Source organism: Bacteroides faecis MAJ27 (assembly GCF_900106755.1).
In the GTDB taxonomy this organism is placed as follows: Bacteria; Bacteroidota; Bacteroidia; order Bacteroidales; family Bacteroidaceae; genus Bacteroides; species Bacteroides faecis.
This window is the reverse complement of sequence record NZ_FNNN01000001.1, coordinates 1-25,948: the sequence shown is the minus strand read 5'-3', so window position 1 is coordinate 25,948 and position 25,948 is coordinate 1. Positions and strand designations below refer to the sequence as shown.

18 protein-coding genes are annotated in these 25,948 nt (G+C 43.9%); 9 read left to right on the top strand and 9 right to left on the bottom strand.

From position 1 onward, the window contains the following. Nucleotides 1-162 precede the first annotated feature (162 nt). Nucleotides 163-948, top strand: a complete 786-nt coding sequence (locus BLW31_RS25015) for a sialate O-acetylesterase (protein ID WP_029425341.1) — start codon at nucleotides 163-165, stop codon at nucleotides 946-948. Nucleotides 949-958: 10 nt separating this feature from the next. Beyond that, the gene (locus tag BLW31_RS00085) at nucleotides 959-2,239 is read left to right on the top strand and encodes a GDSL-type esterase/lipase family protein (protein ID WP_010536777.1); all 1,281 of its coding nucleotides are present in this window, start codon (nucleotides 959-961) and stop codon (nucleotides 2,237-2,239) included. Between the two features lie 142 nt (nucleotides 2,240-2,381). Here the strand turns inward: BLW31_RS00085 and BLW31_RS00080 are convergent, their stop codons facing one another. Both BLW31_RS00080 and BLW31_RS00075 read right to left on the bottom strand, forming a co-directional pair. Continuing rightward, the gene (locus tag BLW31_RS00080) at nucleotides 2,382-5,351 is read right to left on the bottom strand and encodes a glycoside hydrolase family 2 protein (protein ID WP_010536778.1); all 2,970 of its coding nucleotides are present in this window, start codon (nucleotides 5,349-5,351) and stop codon (nucleotides 2,382-2,384) included. 87 nt (nucleotides 5,352-5,438) lie between these two features. Continuing rightward, on the bottom strand, nucleotides 5,439-9,737 hold the full coding sequence (locus BLW31_RS00075) for a hybrid sensor histidine kinase/response regulator transcription factor (RefSeq protein WP_010536779.1): 4,299 nt from the start codon (nucleotides 9,735-9,737) through the stop codon (nucleotides 5,439-5,441). A 343-nt stretch (nucleotides 9,738-10,080) separates the two neighbouring features. On the opposite strand from BLW31_RS00075, the gene BLW31_RS00070 reads away from it, so the two are divergent. Then, the gene (locus BLW31_RS00070; RefSeq protein WP_010536780.1) at nucleotides 10,081-10,257 is read left to right on the top strand and encodes a hypothetical protein; all 177 of its coding nucleotides are present in this window, start codon (nucleotides 10,081-10,083) and stop codon (nucleotides 10,255-10,257) included. A 63-nt stretch (nucleotides 10,258-10,320) separates the two neighbouring features. Here BLW31_RS00070 and BLW31_RS00065 read toward each other — a convergent pair whose 3' ends face one another. From BLW31_RS00065 to BLW31_RS00050, 4 genes are all read right to left on the bottom strand, one after another. After that, on the bottom strand, nucleotides 10,321-10,971 hold the full coding sequence (locus BLW31_RS00065; protein ID WP_010536781.1) for an HAD family hydrolase: 651 nt from the start codon (nucleotides 10,969-10,971) through the stop codon (nucleotides 10,321-10,323). 245 nt (nucleotides 10,972-11,216) lie between these two features. Continuing rightward, nucleotides 11,217-12,893: a glycoside hydrolase family 43 protein gene (locus tag BLW31_RS00060; protein ID WP_010536782.1), complete on the bottom strand. Its 1,677-nt coding sequence runs from the start codon at nucleotides 12,891-12,893 to the stop codon at nucleotides 11,217-11,219. A 165-nt stretch (nucleotides 12,894-13,058) separates the two neighbouring features. Then, a complete protein-coding gene (locus tag BLW31_RS00055) occupies nucleotides 13,059-14,291 on the bottom strand; it encodes a DUF4861 domain-containing protein (protein WP_010536783.1) in 1,233 nt (410 codons plus the stop codon). A 298-nt stretch (nucleotides 14,292-14,589) separates the two neighbouring features. Next, nucleotides 14,590-16,206, bottom strand: a complete 1,617-nt coding sequence (locus tag BLW31_RS00050) for a glycoside hydrolase family 28 protein (RefSeq protein WP_029425336.1) — start codon at nucleotides 16,204-16,206, stop codon at nucleotides 14,590-14,592. Between the two features lie 353 nt (nucleotides 16,207-16,559). Between BLW31_RS00050 and BLW31_RS00045 the strand changes: the two genes are divergently transcribed. From BLW31_RS00045 to BLW31_RS00035, 3 genes are read left to right on the top strand one after another with little or no spacing between them, the layout of a single operon-like run. Beyond that, nucleotides 16,560-17,417, top strand: coding sequence for an enoyl-ACP reductase FabI (locus tag BLW31_RS00045; RefSeq protein ID WP_010536785.1), 858 nt, complete (start codon nucleotides 16,560-16,562; stop codon nucleotides 17,415-17,417). A 6-nt stretch (nucleotides 17,418-17,423) separates the two neighbouring features. Then, nucleotides 17,424-18,431 (top strand): gliding motility protein GldB-related protein, encoded by a 1,008-nt coding sequence (locus tag BLW31_RS00040; protein WP_010536786.1) that lies wholly within the window; start codon nucleotides 17,424-17,426, stop codon nucleotides 18,429-18,431. A gap of 52 nt (nucleotides 18,432-18,483) precedes the next feature. Beyond that, nucleotides 18,484-19,188, top strand: coding sequence for an SAM-dependent methyltransferase (locus BLW31_RS00035; protein ID WP_010536787.1), 705 nt, complete (start codon nucleotides 18,484-18,486; stop codon nucleotides 19,186-19,188). Here BLW31_RS00035 and BLW31_RS00030 read toward each other — a convergent pair. The 3 genes from BLW31_RS00030 to BLW31_RS00020 are packed head-to-tail and all read right to left on the bottom strand — an operon-like array spanning nucleotide 19,154 to nucleotide 23,391. Continuing rightward, nucleotides 19,154-20,275 (bottom strand): hypothetical protein, encoded by a 1,122-nt coding sequence (locus tag BLW31_RS00030; protein ID WP_010536788.1) that lies wholly within the window; start codon nucleotides 20,273-20,275, stop codon nucleotides 19,154-19,156. The genes BLW31_RS00035 and BLW31_RS00030 overlap by 35 nt on opposite strands. 57 nt (nucleotides 20,276-20,332) lie before the next feature. Next, complete coding sequence (lipA, locus tag BLW31_RS00025; RefSeq protein ID WP_010536789.1) at nucleotides 20,333-21,181, bottom strand: lipoyl synthase; 849 nt, start codon at nucleotides 21,179-21,181, stop codon at nucleotides 20,333-20,335. Further along, nucleotides 21,181-23,391, bottom strand: a complete 2,211-nt coding sequence (locus tag BLW31_RS00020) for a S9 family peptidase (protein ID WP_010536790.1) — start codon at nucleotides 23,389-23,391, stop codon at nucleotides 21,181-21,183. Before BLW31_RS00020 ends, lipA begins: the two co-directional genes overlap by 1 nt. A 268-nt stretch (nucleotides 23,392-23,659) precedes the next feature. Here BLW31_RS00020 and BLW31_RS00015 point away from each other — a divergent pair, with 268 nt between their 5' ends. From BLW31_RS00015 to BLW31_RS00005, 3 genes are all read left to right on the top strand, one after another. Then, complete coding sequence (locus tag BLW31_RS00015) at nucleotides 23,660-24,607, top strand: SPFH domain-containing protein (RefSeq protein ID WP_010536791.1); 948 nt, start codon at nucleotides 23,660-23,662, stop codon at nucleotides 24,605-24,607. Nucleotides 24,608-24,634: 27 nt separating this feature from the next. Next, nucleotides 24,635-24,847 carry a type II toxin-antitoxin system antitoxin gene (locus BLW31_RS00010; protein WP_010536792.1) on the top strand — a complete coding sequence of 71 codons (213 nt, stop codon included), beginning with the start codon at nucleotides 24,635-24,637 and terminating at the stop codon, nucleotides 24,845-24,847. Nucleotides 24,848-24,925: 78 nt separating this feature from the next. Next, nucleotides 24,926-25,228: a hypothetical protein gene (locus BLW31_RS00005; RefSeq protein WP_022302283.1), complete on the top strand. Its 303-nt coding sequence runs from the start codon at nucleotides 24,926-24,928 to the stop codon at nucleotides 25,226-25,228. Nucleotides 25,229-25,948 lie beyond the last annotated feature (720 nt).

Sequence of the window (25,948 nt, the reverse complement as noted above, 5' to 3'; positions counted from 1 at the left end):
GGCAAAGAGATCAGGCGTTATGATTATGTTGTTGCTACCGATGGAAGCGGAGATTTTTTCACATTAGAGGAAGCTTTGGAAATGATTCCGTTAAAAGGAAAATGTACAGTCTTGGTACGTTCCGGTCAGTATGGTCCGAAACCGCCTTTTGTGAATAAGAAAATTAAGATTACGGAAGAAAAAGGGGTATCATGGGGAAGTTCGGCAGCACATGCTGAAAAACCGTTGAAGAATCTTGATTTGTATCTTTGCGTTGGACAGTCGAATATGGCAGGGAGAGGAAAATTATCACCGGAAGTAATGGACACCTTACGAAATGTATATCTGCTGAATGCGGAAGATAAATTCGAACCAGCAGTGAATCCTTTGAATCGCTATTCTACGATAGGAAAAGGATTTGGCTGGCAACAATTAGGACCTGCATATGGTTTCGCCAAGGAGATGGCTACTAAAAAACATCCGATAGGGCTGATAGTCAATGCTCGCGGAGGGTCCTCTATCCGTTCCTGGGTTAAAAATGCCAAACAGTCCGGCGGATACTATGATGAAGCAGTACGACGTACCAAAGAGGCAATGAAATATGGTACGTTGAAAGCGATTATCTGGCATCAGGGAGAAGCGGATTGTCACCATTCCGAAGCATACAGAGAGAAAATCACTCAGTTGATGACGGATTTGCGTAATGATTTGGGAATGCCTGATTTGCCTGTTGTAGTAGGGCAGATTGCGCAATGGAACTGGACCAGGAAACCTCATATCCCCGAGGGAACAAAACCTTTTAATGATATGATAAAAGAGATTTCCGCCTTTTTGCCTCATAGTGCCTGTGTTTCTTCCGAAGGGCTTACTCCTTTGAAGGACGAGACTGATCCTCATTTTGATGCGGCAAGCCAGATAATTTTAGGCAGACGCTATGCCAAAGAAGTAAAGAAACTAATAAATAAATAGAATAACAAAAATGAAGAGATTGACATTATTAATCAGTGCTATTTTGATGACAGGTAGTATCCTGATGCAAGCGCAAGTTTATAAATTCGACTTTTCTATTGATAAAAAGGTAAAAGACGGTTATATAAAAGTGACTTCTGAAACTTTGTTCAATAATGAACGGGGCTATGGATATGATTTATTACCGTCATGGGATGGGAAGAGTAATCAACCTTTTTTTTTCTCACTGAATGTACCGGATGGAAACTATAAAGTAACCGTCACCTTGGGGAGTAAAAAAGAGGCTGCCAGTACAACAGTTCGTGGTGAATCGCGCAGGCTGTTTATTGAGAACCTTTCGACTAAAAAAGGAGAGATGATAACAGAAACGTTTACCATTAATAAACGTAACCCTGTGATTTCGGGAAAAGAAAGAGTCAGCATAAAAGAGAAGGAAAAGAAGAAATTGAACTGGGATGATAAGTTGACGTTGGAGTTTAATGGTGATCTGCCCCGTGTGAATTCTTTGGTGATAGAACGGGTTGAAAACATACCTACAGTCTATCTTTGTGGGAATAGCACAGTAGTTGATCAGGATAATGAACCGTGGGCAAGTTGGGGGCAAATGATTCCCCGCTTCTTTACAGATCAGGTTTGTATAGCCAATCATGCGGAGTCAGGACTGTCTGCAAATACATTCATCGGTGGAAAGCGTCTTGCAAAGATACTGAGTCAGATTAAAGAAGGTGATTATTTGTTGGTTGAATTTGGACATAATGACCAAAAGCAGAAAGGACCCGGTAAAGGAGCGTTTTACTCTTTTGCATATAATCTGAAAATCTTTATAGACGAGGCCCGTGCTAAAGGTGCTCATCCGATATTGGTGACTCCTACAAGCCGTCGTCGTTTTGACGAGAATGGAAAGTCGGTAAATACTCATGGTGATTATCCTGATGCAGTCCGTTGGGTAGCTGCAAAAGAGAACGTTCCTCTGATAGAATTAAATGGTATGACTGCTATTCTTTTCAATGCTTTAGGTGTGGATAATTCTACAAAAGCATTCGTACACTATCCGGCAGGAACTTTTCCCGGTCAGACTAGAACTCTTAAAGACAATACTCACTTTAGTACTTACGGAGCTTATGAAGTTTCAAAATGCGTAATTGAAGGAATGAAAAAGGCTGATCTGGAGATTGTGAAATACCTGCGACCGGATTATAGCGGTTTTGATCCGGCACAACCGGACAGCTTTGAGTCTTTCAAATGGAATTTGGGTTCATTTACGGAGAATGAAAAGCCGGATGGAAATTAATGAACTGAAAAATATAAAAGGGGATGTGGCAAAACTCCCCTCTCAGCAAAATCACCCTCGCTACAACTATCTGTGGCGAGGGTGATTTTTAATTTATAAGGGTCTTTACAACCCTCTTTTTTATAAATGAGAATGTTTTATTCTATTTGATTGTTTCCAGAAACTCTATTTCAATAATTCTCAGATTAGCATTATTTTTGTTCGCTTTCGCTTCGAGTTCCATATCATTTGCTGCTTTTGCCGCTACCTCAGTAATCTGTCCGAAAGCATCCTGATCGCTGGTATTACCTTTCAGACGGATGGTAATTTGATTGGAACGTACCGGCTTCTCCACATTTAAATGAACGTATCCCAGGCTTTTATTCGTATCTCCACTCCAGATCATGGTATTACCGGCAAATACTTCCAAAGGATAACTGCGTGAACGCCATCCATTCAATTTGATACAGATATCATCTATTGCAGCTTCTTTCTCGAGCGTATATGTAATCCATGCGGTACTAAGTTTGCCGTCATTCATCCATTCGCTTCTTTCATTATCATCGAAGCTTTGGTCTACAGTCTCATTGTTGGCTCCGGCTTTGGCGGATACAATTCGTATATCCCGTTTCGTATCCTTGTAAGATGGGGTAAGGGGAGTCTTACCTTTATCCAGATTACCTTTCAGAGTCATCTGAGGCAAATAAGTACTCAGTCCGTTGCTAACTTTGACGGGAAGGGTTTCTAGTGTAATTGTAGCGCTGGGAAGTCCTTCTGCTTTGGCAGTCAGAGTGATTTTGCCGGCTTGGGTAGTGCTGCGGATCAGAGCACGGTTAATACCACATTCCACTGGGAGACTGGTATTAAGAATATAATTGTCTTTTCCTTGTGCGATACCTCCACGCCATTCAGCATTTCCCTTCAGGTCGAATTGGATGATGCGATTATCGAGCGGACAACGTTTTCCGTCTTTGTCTACCACTTCTACTTGTATGAGCGCCAGGTCGGCTCCATCCGCATGGAATCCTTCCGGGTTTTGTATAGTAGTCAGTTTCAGTCTGGTAGGTTCACCAACGGTGCTTACTGCATAGCGACTTATTTCCTTACCGGCCTTGTTGTAGCTGACAGCTTCCAGTTTACCGGCTTTAAAAGCAACATTATCAAAGGTGAACAGGAAATTATATTCGCGTTTGCCTTTACCTAGCGACTGACCATTCAGGAAAAGTTCTACTCCTTCCCCGGTAGATACTACATAGACAGGTTTCACAGTATTTGCCGGATAGTTCCAATGGCCGATGATATAGGTATTATCCTCTTCCGTATCTACCCATCCGTTCCACATGACCTGATGTGCAAAGAAAGCATCCTTTTCGATACGCATAGGGTCTGTTACTCCACTTCTTCGATAGTTTTCTTCACCACGGTGGTGTGTGTTGGTATCCGAGAATATAATTTTGGCACCTCCGGAACTGACTCTGCGACCTGTTCCCGGACGTTCGCGCCAATAATCATACCAAGTGCGGATCATTGCTATAGCCAGCATATCCTGATTGTGGTTATAGTCTGTTGCAGGTTGATTACGATGTAGCGGACCATCTCCTTCTTTGTGGAAAGGATAGCTGTATTCATCCCAATATTTTCTCAGACCCTCGTCGCGGCAATATTCTGTGGCCCACATCGGATGGTGTACGCTCTTGTTGATATAAAGCATTTCTCCGCCATATTCTGCTTCACGGATGTCCAGCATCTCACGAGAGCCGATAGCACGTCCGCCAAAAGGATCGTATTTATCGCGGATAGCTTTCATCTCTATCATATGTTCCTTGCTGATACCTTTGTTTCCACATTCGTAGAATAAGATACTCGGATTATTACGGTTGTAGATGATCGCGTCACGCATCAGTTCTGTGCGCTGGTCCCATTGGCGTCCTGTACGGTCCTTCTCGGAGTCTCCTGCCGGCATTGCCTGAATCAAACCTACGCGGTCGCAGGATTCCACGTCTTGTTTCCATGGGGTAACATGCATCCAGCGTACCAGATTGCCATTGCCTTTTACTACCAGGCCATTAGAGTAGTCACTTAGCCACGCCGGAACAGAGAGACCCACCGCCGGCCATTCATTACTGGTGCGTTGTGCATACCCTTTCATCTGGATCACACGGTCGTTCAGCCAGATTTTGCCTTCTGCAAATTGTGTCTTGCGGAAACCTGTACGCGTACTTACTTCATCAAAGACTTGATTCTTATTGTCTTTTAAAATCGTTTGAACAGTATAAAGATACCCATATCCCCAACTCCAGAAATGGAGGTTATCTACTTTGGAAGCAGCTTTCACTATTTTAGTTTCGCCACCTTGTAAGGTTACTTTCTCACCTTCGAAGCTTTTCACCTGTTTGCCGTCAGCATCCAGCAAGATTACCTGGTAGCTGAGTTGGCGTGGTTCACGACTGTCGTTTTTTACTTCCGATTCTGCATGGATGGTGGCAGTGCGTCCTTTTACATCGATATCTTTAGCATAAATATAAACTCCGGTAGTTTTCAGATTACTATATAAAGGAAGAGTCTGATACACTTCATCTGTAACGTACAAGAATACATTCTTGGGCAGGCCGCCGTAGTTTGCGTTGAAGTTACGGTCGTTCCACTGGAATTTGGAGTTGGTACTTTTTTCGCGATACATCCAGTCATTATCTGTACGTACTGCCAGCACATTGTCCCCTTCTTTGATATAGGGAGTCAGGTCGAAGCCTACCGCCATTACTCCGTTTTCATGTTTGCCCAGATATTGCCCGTTCAAATAGAAGTCACCGGCTTGGCGCACTCCTTCAAACTCGATGAATACTTTTTGTTTTTTACCGGAAGCCGGAATTCGAAAATGTTTCCGGTACCATACCACTGTGTCCGTCAGCTGTTCGATAGATACTTTGAAGGCTTCGTCTTCATTAAAGGCATGCGGTAAAGTGACTGCTTTCCACCGGCTATCGTCGAATTGAGATTGTTTAGCTTCGGGAAAGTCTCCGATTTGCAGACGCCATTCACTGTTGAAATTGTATTTTTTGCGTTCGAAAGCGTGACTATCAACAATAGCCAGCATTGCAAACAGAAATACAAATAAAAAGAGTTTGTTTCTCATGATTTGTTAATGATTAATTTTTCATTGGCAAAGAAAGCACATCAGTCCAATAAACACCCTTTAAATTAGTACGGAAAACATGTAAGATCATACGTCGGCATCATTTGTCGGTGCATTTTCACCCTCCGGCAGCTTTTTCCGATAGGCGGAAGGAGATACTCCGAACTGGCTTTTGAAACATTTGCTGAAGTAGAACGGATCATTGATACCTACGCTGTAGGCGACTTCGGCTATAGTGAGATCTTCTGTCAATAACATTTCAGCAGCCTTTTTCAATCGTATGACACGTAAATATTCATAAGGAGAATAACCGGTTACTCCCCGCACTTTTTTATAGAACACAGTACGCCCTAATCCCATTATTCCGGCAAAGTCATTGACCGAGAATTCAGTGTCGGTCATGTGCTCATTCAATACCTCATTTAGTTTCGCCGAGAACTTCTGATCCTTGTCATTGGTACAAATAATGGAATGAGCCAATCCCGGTTCGTTAGAATATTTTTGGCGCAGTTTATCCCGTAGCTCGATTAACTTGAAGATTCTTGCCAGTAGTAAAGAGACATTGAATGGCTTTGTGATATACGCATCAGCTCCGGATTCAATTCCTTCCTGGTATTTCTCTTCTATATCGAGAGCAGTCAGTAATATGATGGGGATATGACTGGTCGTAAATTCATTTTTAAGCTTGCGTGTCACTTCAAATCCGCTCATTCCCGGCATCAGGACATCACAAATAATTAAATCTGCATCATACGTGCTTGCCTTTTCAAACCCGGATGTTCCGTCGGCAGCTACTTCTACTTCAAAGTAAACTCCCACTTCTTCTTTTAAGAATTCGCGGATATCAGTATCATCCTCTATAATCAGGACTTTGCGTTTGTTCAACGGATCGACAGGAGGCTGGAAGGTCTCTTCCGGCTTTTCTTCCCGGATAAACTCTTTGGCATGTTGTTGCTCCTCTTCTTCGATTAATAGCTGGTTGGGGACCAGGAAATCTTTCTCTTGATAGATTTCTGAATTAGTTGGCAGTATGACGGTAAAGACGGAGCCTCTCCCTTCATTATCCTCATAGCTGATGCTGCCTTTGTGTACATTGACCAGTTCATGCGTCAAGTGGAGCCCTACTCCGACACTGCTGTGGGAGAAGCTGCTTTGCATAAAACGCTTGAACAGTTCGGAACGCTTTTCTTTGGGTATGCCAATTCCGTTATCTATTACTTGGATGCGGAGTTGTTGCTTGTCTTCCAGAATGTCTACTTTGAATATAATCTTTCCGTTAGAAGGCGTGTACTTGAAAGCGTTGGACAGCAGATTATAGGTAACCTTGTCTAAGTTGCCTTTATCAATATACATTTTATAGGAAGGTTGTGACGGTTCGAAGCTGAAATCCATGTGTTTGGATTCGCTTGTATCCTTGAAACTCAGGAATATTTCATAAAGGAAAGCAATGACATCCGTCTCTTCCAGAGATAAAGCCAGTTTGCTTTTCTGCATCTTTCTGAACTCCAGCAGCTGATTGATGAGACGTAGCATTCTCCGCGTACTTTTATCCATCGTTCTTAAAGGACGCTGCATTTCTTTCGGAGGATTCTCTATATTGACCAGCTTGTTGAGAGCACCTTGAATTAAAGTAAGCGGAGTACGGAATTCGTGAGATATGTTGGTGAAGAACTCCAGTTTATATTCAGTCAATTGCTTCTCAATAGCGATGCGGTTACGCAGCCGGTTGAAATTGCGTATGATGTGGAAACTGAAATAGCCGGCAATTCCAATCAGTACCAGATAAATCAGATAGGCCCAGGTTGTCTGCCAGAAAGGAGGGGCTATTACAATCTCCAGGGTACTTTCTTTTCCCCACATTCCGGCTACGTTACAAGCCTTCACCTGTAGCTGATATTTGCCGGGAGGAAGATTGCGGTACGTTGCCAGATTCTGTGCCGAGGGAATACTCCATTCCGAATCATAAGGAGGCATCCGATAAGAATATTTGGATGCTCCGCTTAAGAAATTGAAGGTTGAAAAAGCGATGACAAATGAATTCTGGTAGTGTTTCAGTTTTAATTCACGTGTATAAGACATTGTTTCGTCAAGAGGTGAATCTTCCATGCCGGGCAGCATGTGTGTGCCATTGATATGGAGTCCCGTGAATACAGTCGATACAGGCTTTTCCATGTTTTCTACTTTATGGGTGTCGAGAGCTACCAGACCGTAGTTCGTTCCGAAAAGGAGTCTTCCGTCGGTGTTTATGCAGGCTGTATTCTCAGAGTACACATTTCCCAGTGTATGCGAAGAGAAATAATAGTTCTCTATTTGCTTGGTGGCGGGAGTGAAACGGGAAATGCCATATTCGGTTGCAATCCACATTTTATGGTCTTGGTCTTCCACAATGGATTGTATAACCCCGTTGGGCAATCCGTCTTTCATACTGTAACAATCGAAAGTCAGATGCTGGTAGTCATCTCCCGGATTACAGATAGCAAAGCCTGTTCCCGTTGTGCCGATCCACATGTTTCCTTCGTGATCATTTACCAGACAACGGATTTCATTGCTGGGGAATGTTTCGTTAACGTGGTTGTAAAGTATATAGTTCTTGGGTGCGTGGATCAGTGAATCCGGATGGAAGATATAAATACCGTTGTTGGTACCTACCCACATCATGCCGTTGCGGTCTTCCTGGATGACACGTACCCGTTTTTCCCCATAACTGTCTTGAAAGAAATGCTTGAATTGATAGCCGTTGTCTGTTTTGACAGCCAGATTCAGTCCTCCGCCAAATGTCCCTATCCACATCCGGCCTTTGCGGTCACGGTAGATTAAATACACATTGTCGTTTGATAACGAGCCTGGGTCTTTGCTGTTGTGCCGGTACCATTGGTCAGGGCCGATACGCAGCCCTATACCACGCATGCCTAACCAGAGTTGTCCTTCGTTATCTTCGCACATACTGTATACGTTATGTGTGAACTTCTCTTTGCGAAGTATGTTTTTTAGTCCGGCATCATACTCATATAAGGTACCCATGCGGTTTGCCATAAATACATTCCCGTTTTTACCCCGTAAGAGCATACGGATGGTGTTGGAACGGTCGGAAGCATTTTCACCGTTCGGATAGATACGCAACGTACCTTTATTCAGAATTTCGAGATGGGATAATCCGGAAAATTCGGAACTGACCCAGATACCCCCTGAACGGTCTTCAATGATATATTGCAGATAGTTGGAATTGATGTGGCTGGAGTGACTGACTTCAAAAGTGAAGTGTTGCAGACCACCGGTGTTCAGGTCGTAGGCAAAGAGCCCGTTTCCGTAAGTCGTAATCCAGATGATATCCCGCGAGTCATGGATAATAGAGTAACGTTCCACATCGATGTATCCCAAATGCTCGGATGAAAGAAACTGAAAGGGCTTGATATCCCCTGTGCTGGTATTGACATACCATACATTGCCGGTATAGTTGTGTACCCATGCATTCCCTTTATTGTCTCTGGTGACATTACCGTTTTTTATATTCAGGCGGGAGAACCGGCGCAGTTTTCCCGTAACGGGATCCAGGATGTAACTGCCGGTGGCGGTAAACATCACCCATTGATGTTGCAGGCGGAGGCTTCCGGTGATAACACCTGTATCTCCGAGTTCGGTTAACGAAGCGATTTTCTCCAGTCGGTTATTGGAAAGAGAGTGGCGGTAGATTTCTTTTTTTCCGGTAATGATGCAGGTATATTGGTCATAAGAAAAGATATGTTCCCAGCTTTCCCCCTGTGTATCCATTGCTTCCAGTTTGCCTTCATGGTATTTCCATAATCCTTGCCTGGTTCCTATCCACACATGTCCGGGACTGTCATTGCTTTCGTAGACAAACAATACCTCATCAGAAGATAGATTGCCTGATTCTTTTTTGTATGTCTGCGACGAGAACTGGCCATCCTGATAGACGACACGACGACATCCGTTATTGTTATCCCACAACCAGATAGACTGGTCGGATGCTATGATTTTTTTCGAATAGCTCTGTTTGTATTCTCCGCAACCGGTGAAATCGACGAAACGCCCATGTTTTAAATCGTAACAGCTATACAAAGAAGAGAGAGTGGCGATCCATAAAAAACCGTTAGAATCTTCTTCCATATTCCGGATGCGCGGGTCGGCCAATGAAACCGGCAGATTAGGGTCCGGGTAGATACTGACAAAAGAGTTACCGTCATAATAGCTTAATCCGTTGACGGTTCCCATCCACATAAATCCCTTGCTGTCCTGAAACATATATCGGATGGAATTATTCGCCAGTCCGTCACCGGTGGTCAGTTTGTTCGAACGTATCTCGACAGATGCATGTACTGAACTGAGATAGAAAGATAAGAATGCGAATATCAGCAGTGCATTTTTCATATTTGATTTCTACGATTCTACATTATTATTAATGGTTACAAAGTTAATTTTCTTTTTAGAATAGAGGATGTAATAGCGTACGGAAAAACAAGGAAACGATGTATTATCGTTCATTCTTGATGTAAATCTCAGGTGAAATACGATTTTCTAGGCTTTGTGTACGCATGTACATTATAAACTATAAAGAAAGCTGTAATTTAGCGGTATGAAAACGGTAACTGGAAAGAAACTCCCGTTACGGTGTATTTGTTTAATAGTAGAAGAGAGGAGTCAGGTTACACAGAAGCACACAATTAACAGTAAAATGGAAATTAGTTATCAATAGGTTTTAAAATACAGGCAAATGAAGAAGCATATAGGTATTAGTCTTTTTTTTATGGGGTGTTTCCTGTCTCTTTCGGCTACGAATTATTTGGTAGCTACCAACGGTGATGATTCAAATGCGGGCACGCTTGACAAGCCTTTTGTCACCTTACAAGAAGCGCAGTCAAAAGCCCTTCCCGGAGATATTGAGGAATGACCGTAGGGTGTATCTATGCCAATATGACTTGCATAGAGATACCGTACGGTCATTCTTCTTATACTATAGAATAAGGTTTTTGATTTCTCCGGCAGTATCTGCAATATACGAAGGATTGAATTCCTCCAGTTCCGTACGCGGACGAAAACCCCATGTCACTCCACAAGCAGTCACTCCTGCATTAGCAGCCGTTTGCATATCCACGCCGGAATCACCTACGTACAGCGCTTCTTCTTTGGCTACTTTGGCAATTTCCAGAATATCGGATACAATAATCGGATCGGGTTTAACTTTGACTCCTTCCCGTTGTCCGAGTACAGCTGTAAAATGAATTTCCGGGAAATAGTGGTCGACTAATTTTTGAGTGGCTGCCTGATACTTGTTGGAAGCTACGGCAATCTGAACACCTGCATCCTGTAAGTATGAGAGCAATTCCGGAATACCGGGATAAGGGCGGCTGTCATCGGCATTATGAATGTCATAGTAAGGGACGAATTCCTTGCGTACGCGCAGTACATTCTCTTTGGACTTTTCTTCTTCCGGCAAGGCACGCTCAAAAAGTTTGTCGATGCCATTTCCTACCATGAAATTATATTTCTCGATCTCATGTGTGGGATATCCTAACTTATTCAAGGCATAATTTGTACTATGTGCAAGGTCGGCAATGGTATTTAGTAATGTACCATCCAAATCGAAAATGACTAGTTTCTTCATTGAACTTCTTGTTTTAAATGTTAATCCTGTTTTCCTTTCTTTCTGCTTACAAAGATAGGAATAAAAAACGGATTACTGATAACTGTAGAATGCTCCAGTCAAGGCATCTGGAGAAGAGGCCGTGCCACCGCATTGGCACAACTGTGCCAGTACGGTGGCACGGGCGTGCCAATGCGATGGCACAGTTGTGCCAACCTATTGTCACTGCTTGCGCAATGCCTTCTTACTGAATCCGGACCAATAGGTTATTTCTTTGTAATCCGGAACCAGTCTACATCTGTCCATCCTCCATCGTTGGTAACTATAGCCGGACGGGTGCAGAACATGCCGACTTTGGTGCCAATCCATTGTCCTTCTTTAGCTTGGAAAGGGTTGCCTAATGGAGAGAACTTCTTTCCGTCAAGACTATAGCTGAAGTTGCACATCACAATGAGGTCGTTTCCTCCTTCGCTGGCTTTGATCTTTTTATCGTCACAGCTGAAGCGTACCTTTAGATAAACTGTGTTTTGAGTAAGATCGATTGAAGAGTTTGTCTGTTCCGGTTGTCCCTTATCTGCCTTTTTACATTCGATTTGGGACAGAACGAGACCTTTGTCCGTGTTTTCCAGAATCAGTCCGGCGTAGTCTCTGCCCATTACTACCAAACCTGTACGTTCACCTTTCAGTTTGGGGTTAGGCGTAAAGGTCAGTTTCATTGTGGCGGTGAAATTGTCGGAAGGAGTTTTTTGTAACAACAGGTTAGCTACATCCCACAGATTCTTATAATCCTGTGGCACCGGATAAGAATACAGTCTGACATAACTTTGGTCTCCGGCATAGTATGCCCATTTTTCATTGATGTTTGCATGCCACTGCCATTGCGGAGAGAGCGTATATCCGTCGAATTCGTCACTTTCTTGCGGTGTACAGATGGGATATGTCTTTCCTATATTCGGTTTTTGGTAGGTCAGTACCGGTTCGCCGCAGCCGTCACCATCCTTGTCGATACCTATTACAGGCCAGTCATTCACCCATTTCATAGGTTGCAGGTGGACAAGGCGACCGTAAGCGCCTACATCCTGGAAGTGGAAGAACCAGTCTTCTCCGGAAGGAGTATCTACCCAGGCTCCCTGATGAGGTCCATTGACGGGAGAATCACCCTGCGCCAGTACAGTCTTCCATTTATAAGGACCATACACATTCTTAGAACGGAGCACTACCTGCCAACCGGTTGGCACACCGCCTGCCGGATGGAAGATATAATAATAACCGTTTCTTTTGTAGAACTTCGGGCCTTCACACGTCTGGTGTGCTTCGTGACCGTCGAAGATAATGCGTGAGGGCGTAATGGCTTTGGTCGCCTCCTTATTCAATTCACAGATGGTGATTACACTTTTCAGTCCGGCACGGCTTCCCGCATAGGCATGTACCAGATATACTTTTCCGTCTTCATCCCACAGCGGACAGGTATCGATGATTCCTTTTCCCGGTTTTACCAGAACAGGTTCCGTCCACGGACCTTTCGGGTCTTTGGCTTTTACCATGAAAGCGCCTTGATCCGGATCTCCCCAGAAGATATAGAACTCTCCGTTGTGATGGCGGATACTGGGTGCCCAGACACGGTTGCCGTGTTCCGGACGTTCCGGTGTTTCAATAGGAGTGAGGGCGTAGGGAACCGCGGCTCCGATGATCGTCCAGTTCACTAAATCCTTGGAATGTAGAATCTGCAATCCCGGCAGACAGTTGAAGCTGGAAGAAGTCATATAGAAATCATCTCCTACGCGGCAAGCGTCCGGATCGGAATAATCGGCATAGAGCACCGGATTCTTGTATTTACCGTTTCCGAGATCGGAAACCCATACTTCGGATACATAGTTTTTCTGTGCCACTGCTGTAAAAACAGTCAGCAGGCAGAAAGCTAAAGTCTGTGTCAATCGTTTCATGATATAGGTATAATAGTTTAATGTTTAAAGATTCAATCAGCGTTTCTCCATGGGGCAAAGGTAAAAAAAAGACTCCGCACAAAGGAGTAATAATTGTGCGGAGTCGGTATAAAAACTGGTAAACACTCCGGTATTTGATTGTTTAGTTGTATTTGTACGCTCTGTTTAATGAATATCTTTTATTTTCACCGTTACCGGATGTGCCAGTTCTTCTTTCCATTCACGGAGGTAAGCAAACCATGCTTCCGGTGTTTTATATCCGAAAGTTTCTTTCATAGAAGTGAAAGTGGTGTGATACTGTAAGTATTTGTTTCCCGGAGATGTGATGGTGTAAAGGTAGTTGTCTTTGTCTTTCTCTTCCGATTTTACATATCGTTGGGGAATGCAGGTGCCAAGTCCTACCGTTTCTTTGGCATATTTTACGGTATCGTTTACCGGCCAGTCTGTTCCCCAGCTGCCGACAAGTCCTTTATGATCCGAGTAAGACTCCGCAGTACCGACAATATCCTGAACGCCTGTACAGAACACTTCGTTTTTGATAGGTTCGTCGAAGAATGCCTCAATGCGAAGATCACGGTGTCCGGCATAGAGTGTGTAACGGGTCATCATGTCCAGCTCCGCATTTTGATATTTCCAGCCTGTCACTTCGATTTCTGCAATGACACGCACCGGACCGTAAGAGATAATACGCTCCGTGCGGGTATCTACAGGAGTTATATGAGTTGCTTTTTTTCCGTTCCATCCTTTGAAAGCCCCCGGACCACAACTGTCGAATACCCGGAGGACATCGTCACCGAATCCTCTTGCCAACTGTTCATCAGTAGGGTAGAACTGAGATTCTTTGATCTCCAGTCCTTTATTGAACTTACCGTAGATATCCGGAGTCTGCTTTTCGTTAAAGTAAAGACGATAACCTACCAGTTCCGATTCCAGTACCGGACCATGAGGGCGAACCATACTGTATATGTTGCTGGTGCCGGGCACAGTAATCGCTTGCACCGATTGATGCTTTCCTTTTCTCGGGTCGGCAATAAACATTTCGGCATAAACCCGGGCCGGATAAGTCTTCGTACTCTTTTCGGAAGACAGTGTGACCTGAAAGGATTTTCTACCGTGAGCAGGGAGGCTGGTGACGAATGCAAGTTCGTCCATCTTGCGGTCTCTGTTCAGGTCGTCCAGCTGAGAAGGGATTTCAGTACTTCCTTCCATGACTACGGCGGACTTTACTTTAAATCCGGTATGCAGATCATGTAAATTGATTACTACCGGTTCATCCGTCTTTGCCCGGTTCCAGTTATTATTTACTTCTACAGTAATGGTTTTCTCCTGTTTTTGAGCCCAGGCAGATAAAGAGCAACATCCGGTAAGGAGTGCTATGATAAAAATATTCTTCTTCATGATTTTAATACATGATGTGATACGTCGTATTTCTCTTTGCAAAAGTAGTTGAAAAAATAGCAGACCGGCTTATCTTTGGAGGATAAATTAGTCTGCTATTTGAGCTTTTTACTCTATATAATGATTTTGTGGTTTTCTGCGATTAACCACAGACGCCATAGATTAATGCTGATTATTCTCTTAAAAACGTAGGTTCAAACAGCTCTCTGCAAAATGAAATAGGATTAGTCTACGTTCCTTAAAGCTTTCCCTCTCTCTAAAACCAGCATTTATAACTATGTATCTGTGGTGGAATCTCTTATTTGAAATTCAATATCTGTCCTTTTGCGTCAATCTCTTCATAAGTTTCGCCGTCGACTTTCAGGTTTCTGGCACTCTTGACGTTCAGAATATTCTTTCCTTTGGTGGATTCTACATAAATATTTTCCAGTGTGACACCGTCTGCCTGACTGATAACAACCCCGTCGGTAGCTTCTGTCATTACCACGTTCTTCACTGTTACGTTGCGGATAGGCATTTCCGGAAGTCCGTTGAAGAACATTGCCCGGCCCGAACCTCTGCAAATAATATTGGAAATATGGATATCACGGAAGGCGGGAGTCTCTTCGGTAACAGGAGGAATCGCTGTTTTCATACGGCTCAGCAGATCTTCTTCCGATTCTTCTCCGGCTCCTTTGCCACCATAGAACAGGTCGAACAGTAACGGTTCGTTCGGTATATTGATCATGTTGATGTTGTTGATATAGATATTTTCTACAACACCACCCCGTCCGCGTGTACTCTTGAAGCGCAGACCTACGTCAGTGCCCAGAAAGGTACAATCTTCTACATAGATGTTCTTCACACCACCGGACATTTCGCTGCCTACCACGAATCCGCCGTGTCCATGCAACACTGTATTGTTCTTTACAATTACATTCTGACAAGGTTCTCCGCGACGACGACCGTTCTCGTCTTTACCGGATTTGATACAGATCGCATCATCTCCCGCATCGAATACACTGTTGATAATCAGCGCGTTCTTGCAAGATTCCAAGTCGAGTGCGTCTCCGTTCTGAGAATACCAGGGGTTGATCACCTGAATATTATTTACCGTAATATCTTCGCAAGATAGCGGATGTAAACACCAACTCGGTGAGTTCTTGAAAGTGACACCTTCCAACAGTACCTTTTTACTTTTTACGAAACTGAGCAATACCGGACGCAGCCATGCACGGATTTCATTCCATTCTTCGTCTGTATTGATGCCTTCGGGTACATTAAAGTCTTTACAAGCCATTGCACCTTTCAGCGAACCTGCCGTAGGGTACCAGATTCTTTCCTGCGCATCGAGCACACCACCCGATTTTACCAGTTTGTTCCATTGCGAAGCAGTTAGCTTTTCCTTCTTCACCGGGCGCCAGCAATCTCCGTTGCCGTCAAATATTCCATATCCTGTGATGGCTATATTCTCGGCGTCGCGTGCTGAAATCGGTGATTGGCAACGGCGGGTGTCCAGTCCTTCGAAAGAAGTCGGGATAATAGGATATGCTTCGAAGTCCCCCGTAAAGAGTACCAGTGCATTCCGTTCCGTATAAAGATTCACGTTGCTGAGCAGTTCGATAGGGCCGGTCAACCAGGTACCTTCCGGGATAATCACCTTACCTCCGCCACGCTGGTTTACTTCTTTTATAGCATCATTGATGGCTTTCGTATTCAGGGTCATTCCGTCCCCTTTGGCTCCGAATTTAGAGATATTTACCTCATAAGCGGGAAAAACCGGCTGTTGCACTTTCGGCATATCGAAAGGTAAATTCTGGTAAATGGTGTCGTCTATTGCGTTCTCGCTTATTGCGCACTCACTTTGTTTGCATCCCGAGATAAACGGCAAACAACATACGACCATCCAGAGGAGTCTTCTTGTCATTGTGTTCATTTAGTAACTATTTCTATAGGGTTATACATTTATTGTTTTTCTGGTATTTCTCTTTTCTGATTGCTAAGATGGTTTTCTCATAACGCTTATCTCCCTCGGCAGGCGACCTCTCGCAGGCGGCCTGCCGGAAAGGAATAAGACCAATTCATGTTAACCTAATTCTAACCTTAAATAAATATTATGAAAAAACCTCTTAATTATCATTGGCAAAGATAGGGGGGAAACTGCAGGCGGATGTGGAGTTATTGATAGAATACGTGTATTTTTTGTCATTTATGTCTAATATTTGCACACTTCTCGTGTTTTTATGCAGAAAGATACTATCTTTGCACAAAATTTAACTATTAGAAGATATGAGTAACAACTTGTTGAAAGGAAAAAGAGGAATTATCTTCGGTGCCCTGAACGACCAGTCTATCGCCTGGAAAGTAGCAGAGCGTGCCGTAGAAGAAGGTGCGATCATTACATTATCAAATACTCCGATGGCTATCCGTATGGGAGAAGTCAATGCATTAGCTGAAAAACTGAACTGTCAGGTAGTGCCGGCAGATGCTACCAGTGTGGAAGATTTGTCGAACGTATTCAAGACATCTATGGATGTACTGGGTGGACAAATTGATTTTGTATTGCACTCTATCGGTATGTCTCCTAACGTGCGCAAGAAACGTACTTATGATGACCTTGACTATGGAATGCTGGATAAAACATTGGATATTTCAGCTGTTTCATTCCATAAAATGATCCAGTCTGCCAAGAAGCTGAATGCTATTGCAGACTATGGTTCTATTGTAGCTTTGAGTTATGTAGCTGCACAGCGTACTTTCTACGGTTACAATGACATGGCAGATGCCAAAGCATTGCTGGAATCTATCGCACGCAGCTTCGGTTATATCTACGGACGTGAGCATAGTGTACGTGTGAATACGATTTCACAGTCGCCTACATTCACTACAGCCGGTTCGGGAGTGAAAGGTATGGATAAACTGTACGACTTTGCTAACCGTATGTCTCCGCTCGGAAACGCAACGGCTGACGAATGTGCCGATTATTGTATCGTCATGTTCTCCGATCTCACCCGTAAGGTGACTATGCAGAACTTATTCCATGACGGTGGTTTCTCCAGCGTAGGTATGAGTCTTCGTGCAATGGCTACTTACGAGAAAGGACTGGATGAGTACATGGACGAAAATGGTAATATCATTTACGGATAAAAAGTTATGAAACTACGGATCTCTCTTCTTACTATATTAATAGGTATGCTTTTCGCCTCCTGCGGCTTAAGCACAGGAAAGGTTGCGGAGCAGAAAGATGAAGGGATTTCTGTTCTGAGATACGATAAGCTGTTGAGCGAATATGTTCGCTCCAACAGCTTTTCTGCTATGCAGAAGTTGACTATGGACTATCGGCAGCCGACAAAGATTCTGATAGAAGATGTGCTTTCTATCGGTACGGTGAAGGACGACACCATTTCACAACGACTGCAAAAGTTCTATTCGGACAGTACATTGCTTCGTTTGTTGAGCGATGTCGAAGCGAAATATCCTAATCTTGACGGAGTAGAAAAAGGACTCACCAAAGGATTCCGGAAACTGAAGAAGGAGGTTCCCGACACGAAAGTACCATTTATTTATTCGCAGATATCCGCATTCAATGAATCGATTATTCTGGTGGATACCTTGCTGGGGATCAGCCTCGATAAGTATATGGGAGAAGACTATCCTCTTTATAAACGTTTCTATTACGATTATCAATGTGCTTCGATGCGCCCGGAACGGATTGTACCGGATTGTTTCTCATTCTATCTTCTCAGCCGTTACGGACTGAACTATCACGAAGGTACTTGCCTGGTCGATCTGATGATGCATTCCGGCAAAATCAATTACGTCGTGCAGCATCTGCTCGGTTATGAAGATATCGGTCAGGTGATGGGGTATTCGGAGCAGGAAAACGACTGGTGCAAGAAAAATGAGAAGGACATCTGGGAGTATATCTGTGCAAACGATCACTTGCATGCACGAGACCCGATGGTGATCCGTTACTATATGAAACCGGCGCCGACTGTTGACATGCTGGGAGGACAAGCGCCTGCATTGATCGGTTCGTGGGTGGGTGCGCGGATTATCGCATCGTATATGAAAAAGCATAAGGACCTTAAAATAAAGGATCTGTTAGAGCTTACCGATTATCAGAATATGTTTGAGGAATCGGGCTACCTGAAACTCTGATCCGCCAAATTTATTATTCTTAATTCTTCATTCTTAATTCTTCATTTTCAAAGTGGAAACTGCTCTTTATCTGTTGCCTGTCACATTGGGCGATACACCTCTTGAACAGGTGTTGCCTTCTTATAATACGGAGATTATTCGTGGTATCCGGCATTTTATTGTCGAGGATGTTCGTTCTGCCCGTCGCTTTCTGAAGAAGGTTGATCGGGAGATTGACATTGATTCGCTGACATTCTATCCGCTGAATAAGCATACTTCTCCCGAAGACATTTCCGGTTATCTGAAACCTTTGGCGGATGGAGCCTCAATGGGGGTGATTTCAGAGGCAGGTTGTCCTGCCGTTGCCGATCCGGGAGCAGATGTAGTTGCCATTGCCCAGCGCAAGAAGTTGAAAGTGGTTCCCCTGGTAGGCCCGTCATCTATCATTCTTTCTGTGATGGCTTCGGGATTTAACGGACAGAGCTTTGCCTTTCACGGCTATCTGCCGATAGAACCGGGCGAACGGGCCAGGAAACTGAAGACACTGGAACAACGCGTCTACGCCGAAAGCCAGACACAGCTATTCATCGAAACTCCTTACCGGAATCATAAGATGATAGAGGATATATTGCAGAACTGCCGTCCGCAGACAAAACTATGCATTGCTGCCAATATCACTTGTGAAGGTGAGTTGATACAAACTCGTACAGTGAAAGACTGGAAAGGACATGTTCCCGAATTATCTAAGATTCCTTGTATTTTTCTCTTATACAAATAACATCTTTCAAGTGTTCGTATTCATCTTCGAAGCAACTGCTGAAAAAGCCTTTGCCCATATTCTCTTCTATCTGCTTGAAATTCCATAGCTTACTGTTCTTAAAGCGGGGAGTACAAAGGATAGAATCATCTTTAATGTCGACGATGAAGAGATAGATGAGCCGGTTGGTTATGTCATTCTCAAAGTGATAGACGATGTTGAACTGTGGCTTGATATCTTCTGCTGCCTGTGGGAGCGCATTGTGTACCAGACGGTTGACTCCTTCGGTGAGCGATTCACCATAGCGGAGATAACATTCCATTGGTATGTCCGTTTTCCCCTTGTCCAGAATAGCGTTCATCGGTCTGTCGCAAAGAAACAGCATCCCGTGAGTGGATACGGCTATTCTTATGACCGGATTGATATATGTATTTTTATAGTTGAGCGCTTCTATGGCAAGACTTCTCCCGATTACGTCTCCTTTGGTGTTGACTATAGGTACATATTCCGTGTGCGACATCAGATGGTTGAAATACCGGATAGCGATCTGATTGAACAGGATAGCCATCACAAATACGACAGGTGGAAATACTTTGTAAAGTACCATCAGACTTGTCTGGCTTAAAGGGTCCTGACAGGCTACCACAATGCTGATAATGATAAAATGCAATATGCCGAAGATCAATGCAAAGCGTGCTGAGACAACGGCAGCCTCTGCTCCTTGCGCGTACAAGCGTTTGTTGCAGGAGCCTATCTGTCTCAGAAAGTGATTGATAAATCTTTTTTTATGCATGTAGAGTATCAGCATCGGAATGAGGATACTGACTTCCAGTGTAAGGGGCAGGGCGCCGGGCGGAACATAGTCGCCGGGAATCAAGGCTGCGAGCGAGAGCAGTGCCAGCATTCCGGTAGCTATATAAAGAATAAAATTAGGGATCAGCGTTCCTTTGCGGTGTAGTAATAGGTATATCCCTACGATACCTATACTAGTACCGATGTAAATAGCCGTGTCTTGCGTTATAAATTCACACAATAAAATGGAAATAATAACGGGGATAAAACCCAATGACATGTTAAACGCGGAAGAAAGTGTTCCTTTATGATCCATCTTTATGTTTATTTGCCGGTTTTACCTATAAAACAAATAGGGAATGTGTTTTGTTTTCTATCGTATGTGTTTCTCTGCATGATAGGACGAGCGGACAAGAGGAGCGCTTTCTACAATGCTGAATCCTTTCTCTAATCCGATTGTTTTATAAGCGGCAAATTGCTGTGGCGTCACATACTCGGCAACCGGATAATGCCGGTGCGTAGGCTGCAAATATTGTCCTATCGTAAGAATCTGGCAGCCGACTGCCAGCAGATCGTCCATGATTGTTTCTACTTCCCGGGGAGTTTCTCCCAGCCCGACCATAATACCGCTTTTCGATTTGATTCCGCTTCCGGCAACATGACCGATTACTTGCAGGCTGGTATCGTAGTTGGCAGCACTGCGGACCAGCGGGCTGATACGTCTTACCGTCTCCATATTGTGAGAGATAATGTCGGGATTCTCTTCTATGACCAGATCGACCAGGTCCATTCTACCCTGGAAATCGGGTATCAGCACCTCGATAGTGGTTTGCGGATTCAGTCGTTTGATTTCACGGATCGTATGTGCCCAATGTCCGGCTCCCAAGTCAGGCAGATCGTCACGGTCTACTGAGGTAACTACCGCATGATCTAGTTTCATGAGGGCGATAGACTCTGCCACATGCGTGGGTTCGTTGGTATCCAGCGGATGCGGGCGTCCGGTTTGCGTATTACAGAATTTGCAGCTACGGGTACAGATGTCCCCCCCGATCATAAATGTGGCGGTTCCTTTTCCCCAGCATTCTCCCATATTGGGACAACGCCCACTGCTGCATATTGTATGCAGGCAGTGGGAGTCGACTATTCTTTTAGTTTCGGTGTAACGGTTGTTGGCGCCGATATTTATTTTCAGCCACTCGGGCTTACGCACTCTGTCAGCCATTACAAGTTATTCAGGAAGAAGTTGGTTAATCGTGTATATAGATGCTGACGGGTGTTGCCGCCGTATATGCCATGGTTGCGATTGGTATATACTTGCATATCAAACTGCTTGCCCAACTGTACCAGATGTTCGGCATATTCTGCACAGTTCTGGAAGTGAACATTATCATCTGCCATGCCGTGTACCAGCAACAGATTGCCATGCAGTTTATCAGCACGTGTGAAAGCAGATGACTCTTTGTATCCTTCCGCATTCTCTTTCGGAGTACGCATAAAGCGTTCCGTGTATATGGTGTCGTAGAAACGCCAGTCGGTAGGTGCGGCAACAGCTACACCGGCTTTGAACACCGGAGTTCCTTCGCTCATGCTCATTAATGTCATGTATCCGCCATAGCTCCATCCCCAGATTCCGATACGGTCTTTGTCCACATAAGGCTGTTTACCCAGATAGAGAGCCGTTTCAACCTGATCTTTGGCTTCTTTCACACCGATTTTGAGATATGTGCATTTCTCGAACGCTTCTCCGCGACCTCCTGTGCCACGACCATCTACGCATACAACAATGTAACCGAGGCTTGCCATGTAAGTTTCCCAACTGATTCCCCAAGTATCCAGTACTTGTTGTGAACCCGGTCCGCTATATTGGTACATCAGTACCGGATATTTCTTGGATGCGGAGAAATTGGCCGGCTTCATCATCCATCCGTTCAGAGTCACTCCGTCCGTCGTCTGGAAAGTAAAGAACTCTTTTTGCGGAATCGCATAACCGGATAACGTTTGCTTCAGTTGGTCGTTGTTGATGAGCGTCTTTAAGGTTTTGCCTGTATTGTCGTTCAGCGTAACGAGCATAGGAGTATCCAGATTCGAGAATTTGTTCATGTAATACTTCATCGACTGGCTGAAAAGCGGTGTGTTGGTGCCTTCACGTTGAGACAGTTTCAGTTTTTTGCCTTTCTTGTCGATCTTATAGACAGCTTTGCGCAAAGGACTTTCCTCATTGCTGGTATAATAGAACGAACCGTCTGCTTCATCATAACCCAGAAAATCTTTCACTTCATATTTGCCGTTGGTCACTTTCTTGATGAGGTTGCCACCCATGCTGTACCAGTACAGATGACTGAAACCGTCACGCTCACTAAGCAGACTGAAAGTTTCGGGATAGAACTTGATATTGTCGAAGACATTCTCCTTAATATAATAAGGTGATTCATCACGCAACACTAATTTGCAGAGAGTTGAACGCGGATCGGCAAAATAAAGATCGAAACGGTCTTGGTGACGGTTCAGTGTCATGACAGCAAGTTTGCTGGCATCTTTCGTGAAGCGGATACGGGGAATATATCCGTCTGCATCTATCGGGAGCTTCATCGTACGGGTCACGTGTGATTTGATATCGTACGTACGTACTTCTACCTTCGAATTCGGATATCCTGCTTTCGGATACTTATACGTATATTCGCCCGGATAATCTTTCAAAGGAGTAATCTGCGGTGCTTCACCTGCGAACATCGGGAAGGAATAGGAAGGAACTTCCGATTCGTCGAAGCGGATGAAAGCAATCATGGTATTGTCGGCGCTGAACTCCAGAGCACGGTTGAAACCGAATTCTTCTTCGTATACCCAGTCGGGGATACCATTGAGAACGCTGTTTTGCTTGCCGTCTTCGGTAACCTGACTTTCGCTGTTGCCGTAGAGCAACTTCACGAGGAATATATTATTGTCACGCACAAAAGCGATCATCGTCCCATCCGGAGAAAAGACGGGGACCTGTTGAGGTCCGCCGTCGGACAGCCGTTCAATAATGTTGTTTGTCGTAACTCCCTTATCATTTCGTTTCAAAGGGTATATATAATGTACAGCTGTGTAAGAATGCCGGTAGATCGGGGTTGTTCGGGTAGCAATCAGCAGTTTGTCACCGTCGGGTGAGAACTGGTAGCTGTCGAAATTCTTAAAGTCACATTCACGTGCCTGGTTTACGTCGAAAATCACTTCTACCTTTTCTCCTGTACGGAATGAGTATTTGATGATTTGCGTACCGTCGGCGCTCATTTGTGTGTAGTGCTCCCCATCGGGCATAGGGATGACTCCCTGAATGTTTTCCGGGCGGAAACGTCCGGAGGTAATATCTTTTAAATCAAGTGCCTTTTGTCCTTGTGCCATTCCGGCGAGGCAGAGAAGGCAGAGGAGCAGGGCTAAACTTACTTTTCTCATTTTATAGGTCGTTTTATATTTTACTTGTCTAAGGTATTAAGTTCATACCCTGCAAAAATAACAATAAACTTAAATACCTCAAAGTACATGTCCGTTTTAGTTTGAGATAACCCCTTATTTTCTTCACCTTTTAAATTTGTTTAGTATCGGATGACTGCTGTTTAGTTAAAAATGATGTATAACCGAGAAAAAAGAGTCTTTCTTCTTGCATTGTAAAATTAAAAAGTGATATATTTGTGATATCAAAATAATATCAAAATATAATGCTATGGATGCAAAAGAATTTCAGTACAATGACGTGGTTATTAATGGGTTTGTAGCCTTGTTTATTAATTTGGCGATACTCCCCCTTTTGGTTGTGATGAGTTTTCTCCTTTTTAAAGGGAGTATTGTTTTGTTCTTGCTGCTGATCCTCTTTATTGCAGCGGCTGTTATGATGATTCCGGGATATTTTTCTCAGGAACCGAATGAAGCCCGGGCAATGGTATTCTTCGGAAAGTACAAGGGTACGTTTACGGAAACCGGTTTCTTCTGGGTGAATCCTTTCATGAATAAGAAGAAACTTTCTTTGCGCGCCCGTAATCTGGATATAGAACCTATAAAGGTGAATGACAAAATCGGTAATCCTATCTTGATAGGGCTGGTGCTTGTCTGGAAACTGAAAGATACGTATAAGGCAATGTTCGAAATCGATGCGCAGACGATGGCGGATAACAAAGGAACCGGACAGATGAGCGTAACCGTTGCCGGACGAATGAATGCTTTTGAAGATTTTGTTCGTGTGCAGAGTGATGCTGCTCTTCGTCAGGTGGCGGGGTTGTATGCTTACGATGATAATGAGGCGAATGCGGATGAGTTGACCTTACGCAGCGGAGGGGATGAAATCAACGACCAGCTGGAGCATCAGCTTAACGAGCGTCTGGCAATGGCTGGAATGGAAATTGTGGAGGCTCGTATCAACTATCTGGCTTATGCTCCTGAGATTGCGGCGGTTATGTTGCGTCGTCAGCAGGCTTCGGCTATTATCAGTGCCCGTGAGAAGATTGTGGAGGGTGCCGTATCTATGGTACGTATGGCTTTGCATAAACTTTCTGAAGAGGAAATTGTGGAATTGGACGAGGACAAGAAGGCAGCGATGGTCAGCAATCTGCTTGTAGTTCTTTGTGCGGATGAAGCTGCGCAGCCGGTAGTCAATACAGGTACGTTGAATCATTAATCAATAAAAAAAGAAGGTAAGAAAGTAGTGGCTAAAAAAGAATCTTCAATCAAGAGTTTTGTTTTGCGTGTAGATGCCGAGACGATGGATGCCATTGAAAAATGGGCCGCCGATGAATTTCGCAGTACAAACGGACAACTTCAGTGGATTATTGCCGAGGCGCTGAAAAAGAGTGGCCGGCTGAAAAAGAAATCCGCCAGAGCGGGGAGCGGTCCGTCCGAACCTTCTGATCAGACATAATCTTTTTTAGATGGAATTGATAAGGATTATTGGAAGAGATTCGATATCTTTGTGAAAAGTACTTTAAATATGACCGCTATGAATTCGAAGAGAAAAGATTTGCAGTATGCTTCTGTCTTCCTGTTGGCCGTAGCATTGACCTTCCTGATGGGAAAGGGTGATAACTTGTGGTTGGTATCGTGGGGTGACTTGATACCGAGTCTGTTTGTGCTGTTCATTGCGGGCGATTGCTTGTATAGCTCCCTGCTGCGTATCAAGCGCGGGGAGGACGAAGGGGATTATCGCTGGAGTACCGCTATCGCTTTTCTGATATTCAGTGTTGTCTTCATGGGTGATTTATTTTTCATCGGTCATTTTATCATTGATAAGTTACTGGGATAGAAATATCCCTCCACATGAATTAAACATAGGTTTTGCTCTCATGCTCTAACTATTGGTCTGTATCCCTTTATCCATCGGCCTTACAGCGATTGTAGCAAGTGTGGTGGCAGTATGAGAGCAAGCGGTTGCTCTCACTTTGTATGTATGCCATAATACATCTTTTTTTCTACTTACTCCTTGCATTCAGGATGTTAACGCCTGTTGTGTCAGTTATTAATGATTGATGTGTCAGTTGTTAATAGTTGGACAATCAGGCGTTAATAGCTGATAACTCATGCATTGTCGGCTGAAAAACGATTTAGTACTTCCTGAAAGAACAGGTTAAGCGAAACAGTAGCTACAGTCAAGTTAATCAAGTAGATAGGTGCTCCAAAGAACTTCAACAGGTGTTTCAAATAGTTTCAAACGCTTGAAACACTTTGTTTCACCGTACGAAACACTTTGTTTCATTGCTTGAAACACTTTGTTCCAAGGCATGAAACACTTTGTTTCACCGGTTGAAACTGATCTTGGAACTACATGAGATTAATCTTGGAACTACATGAACACTAACATATCTACTTTCTATTTGCATGAGAGATAAGACAAAATAGTATGATAGATAGGCGATATCAGAGCAATTTCAGTAAGCGTCTCGGCGATGCCGTCTTTTCTTTAATTCTACTTCTTCATATCTTTGCTTTCATATTAATCAATTCCTACTTATATGACTGCACATGC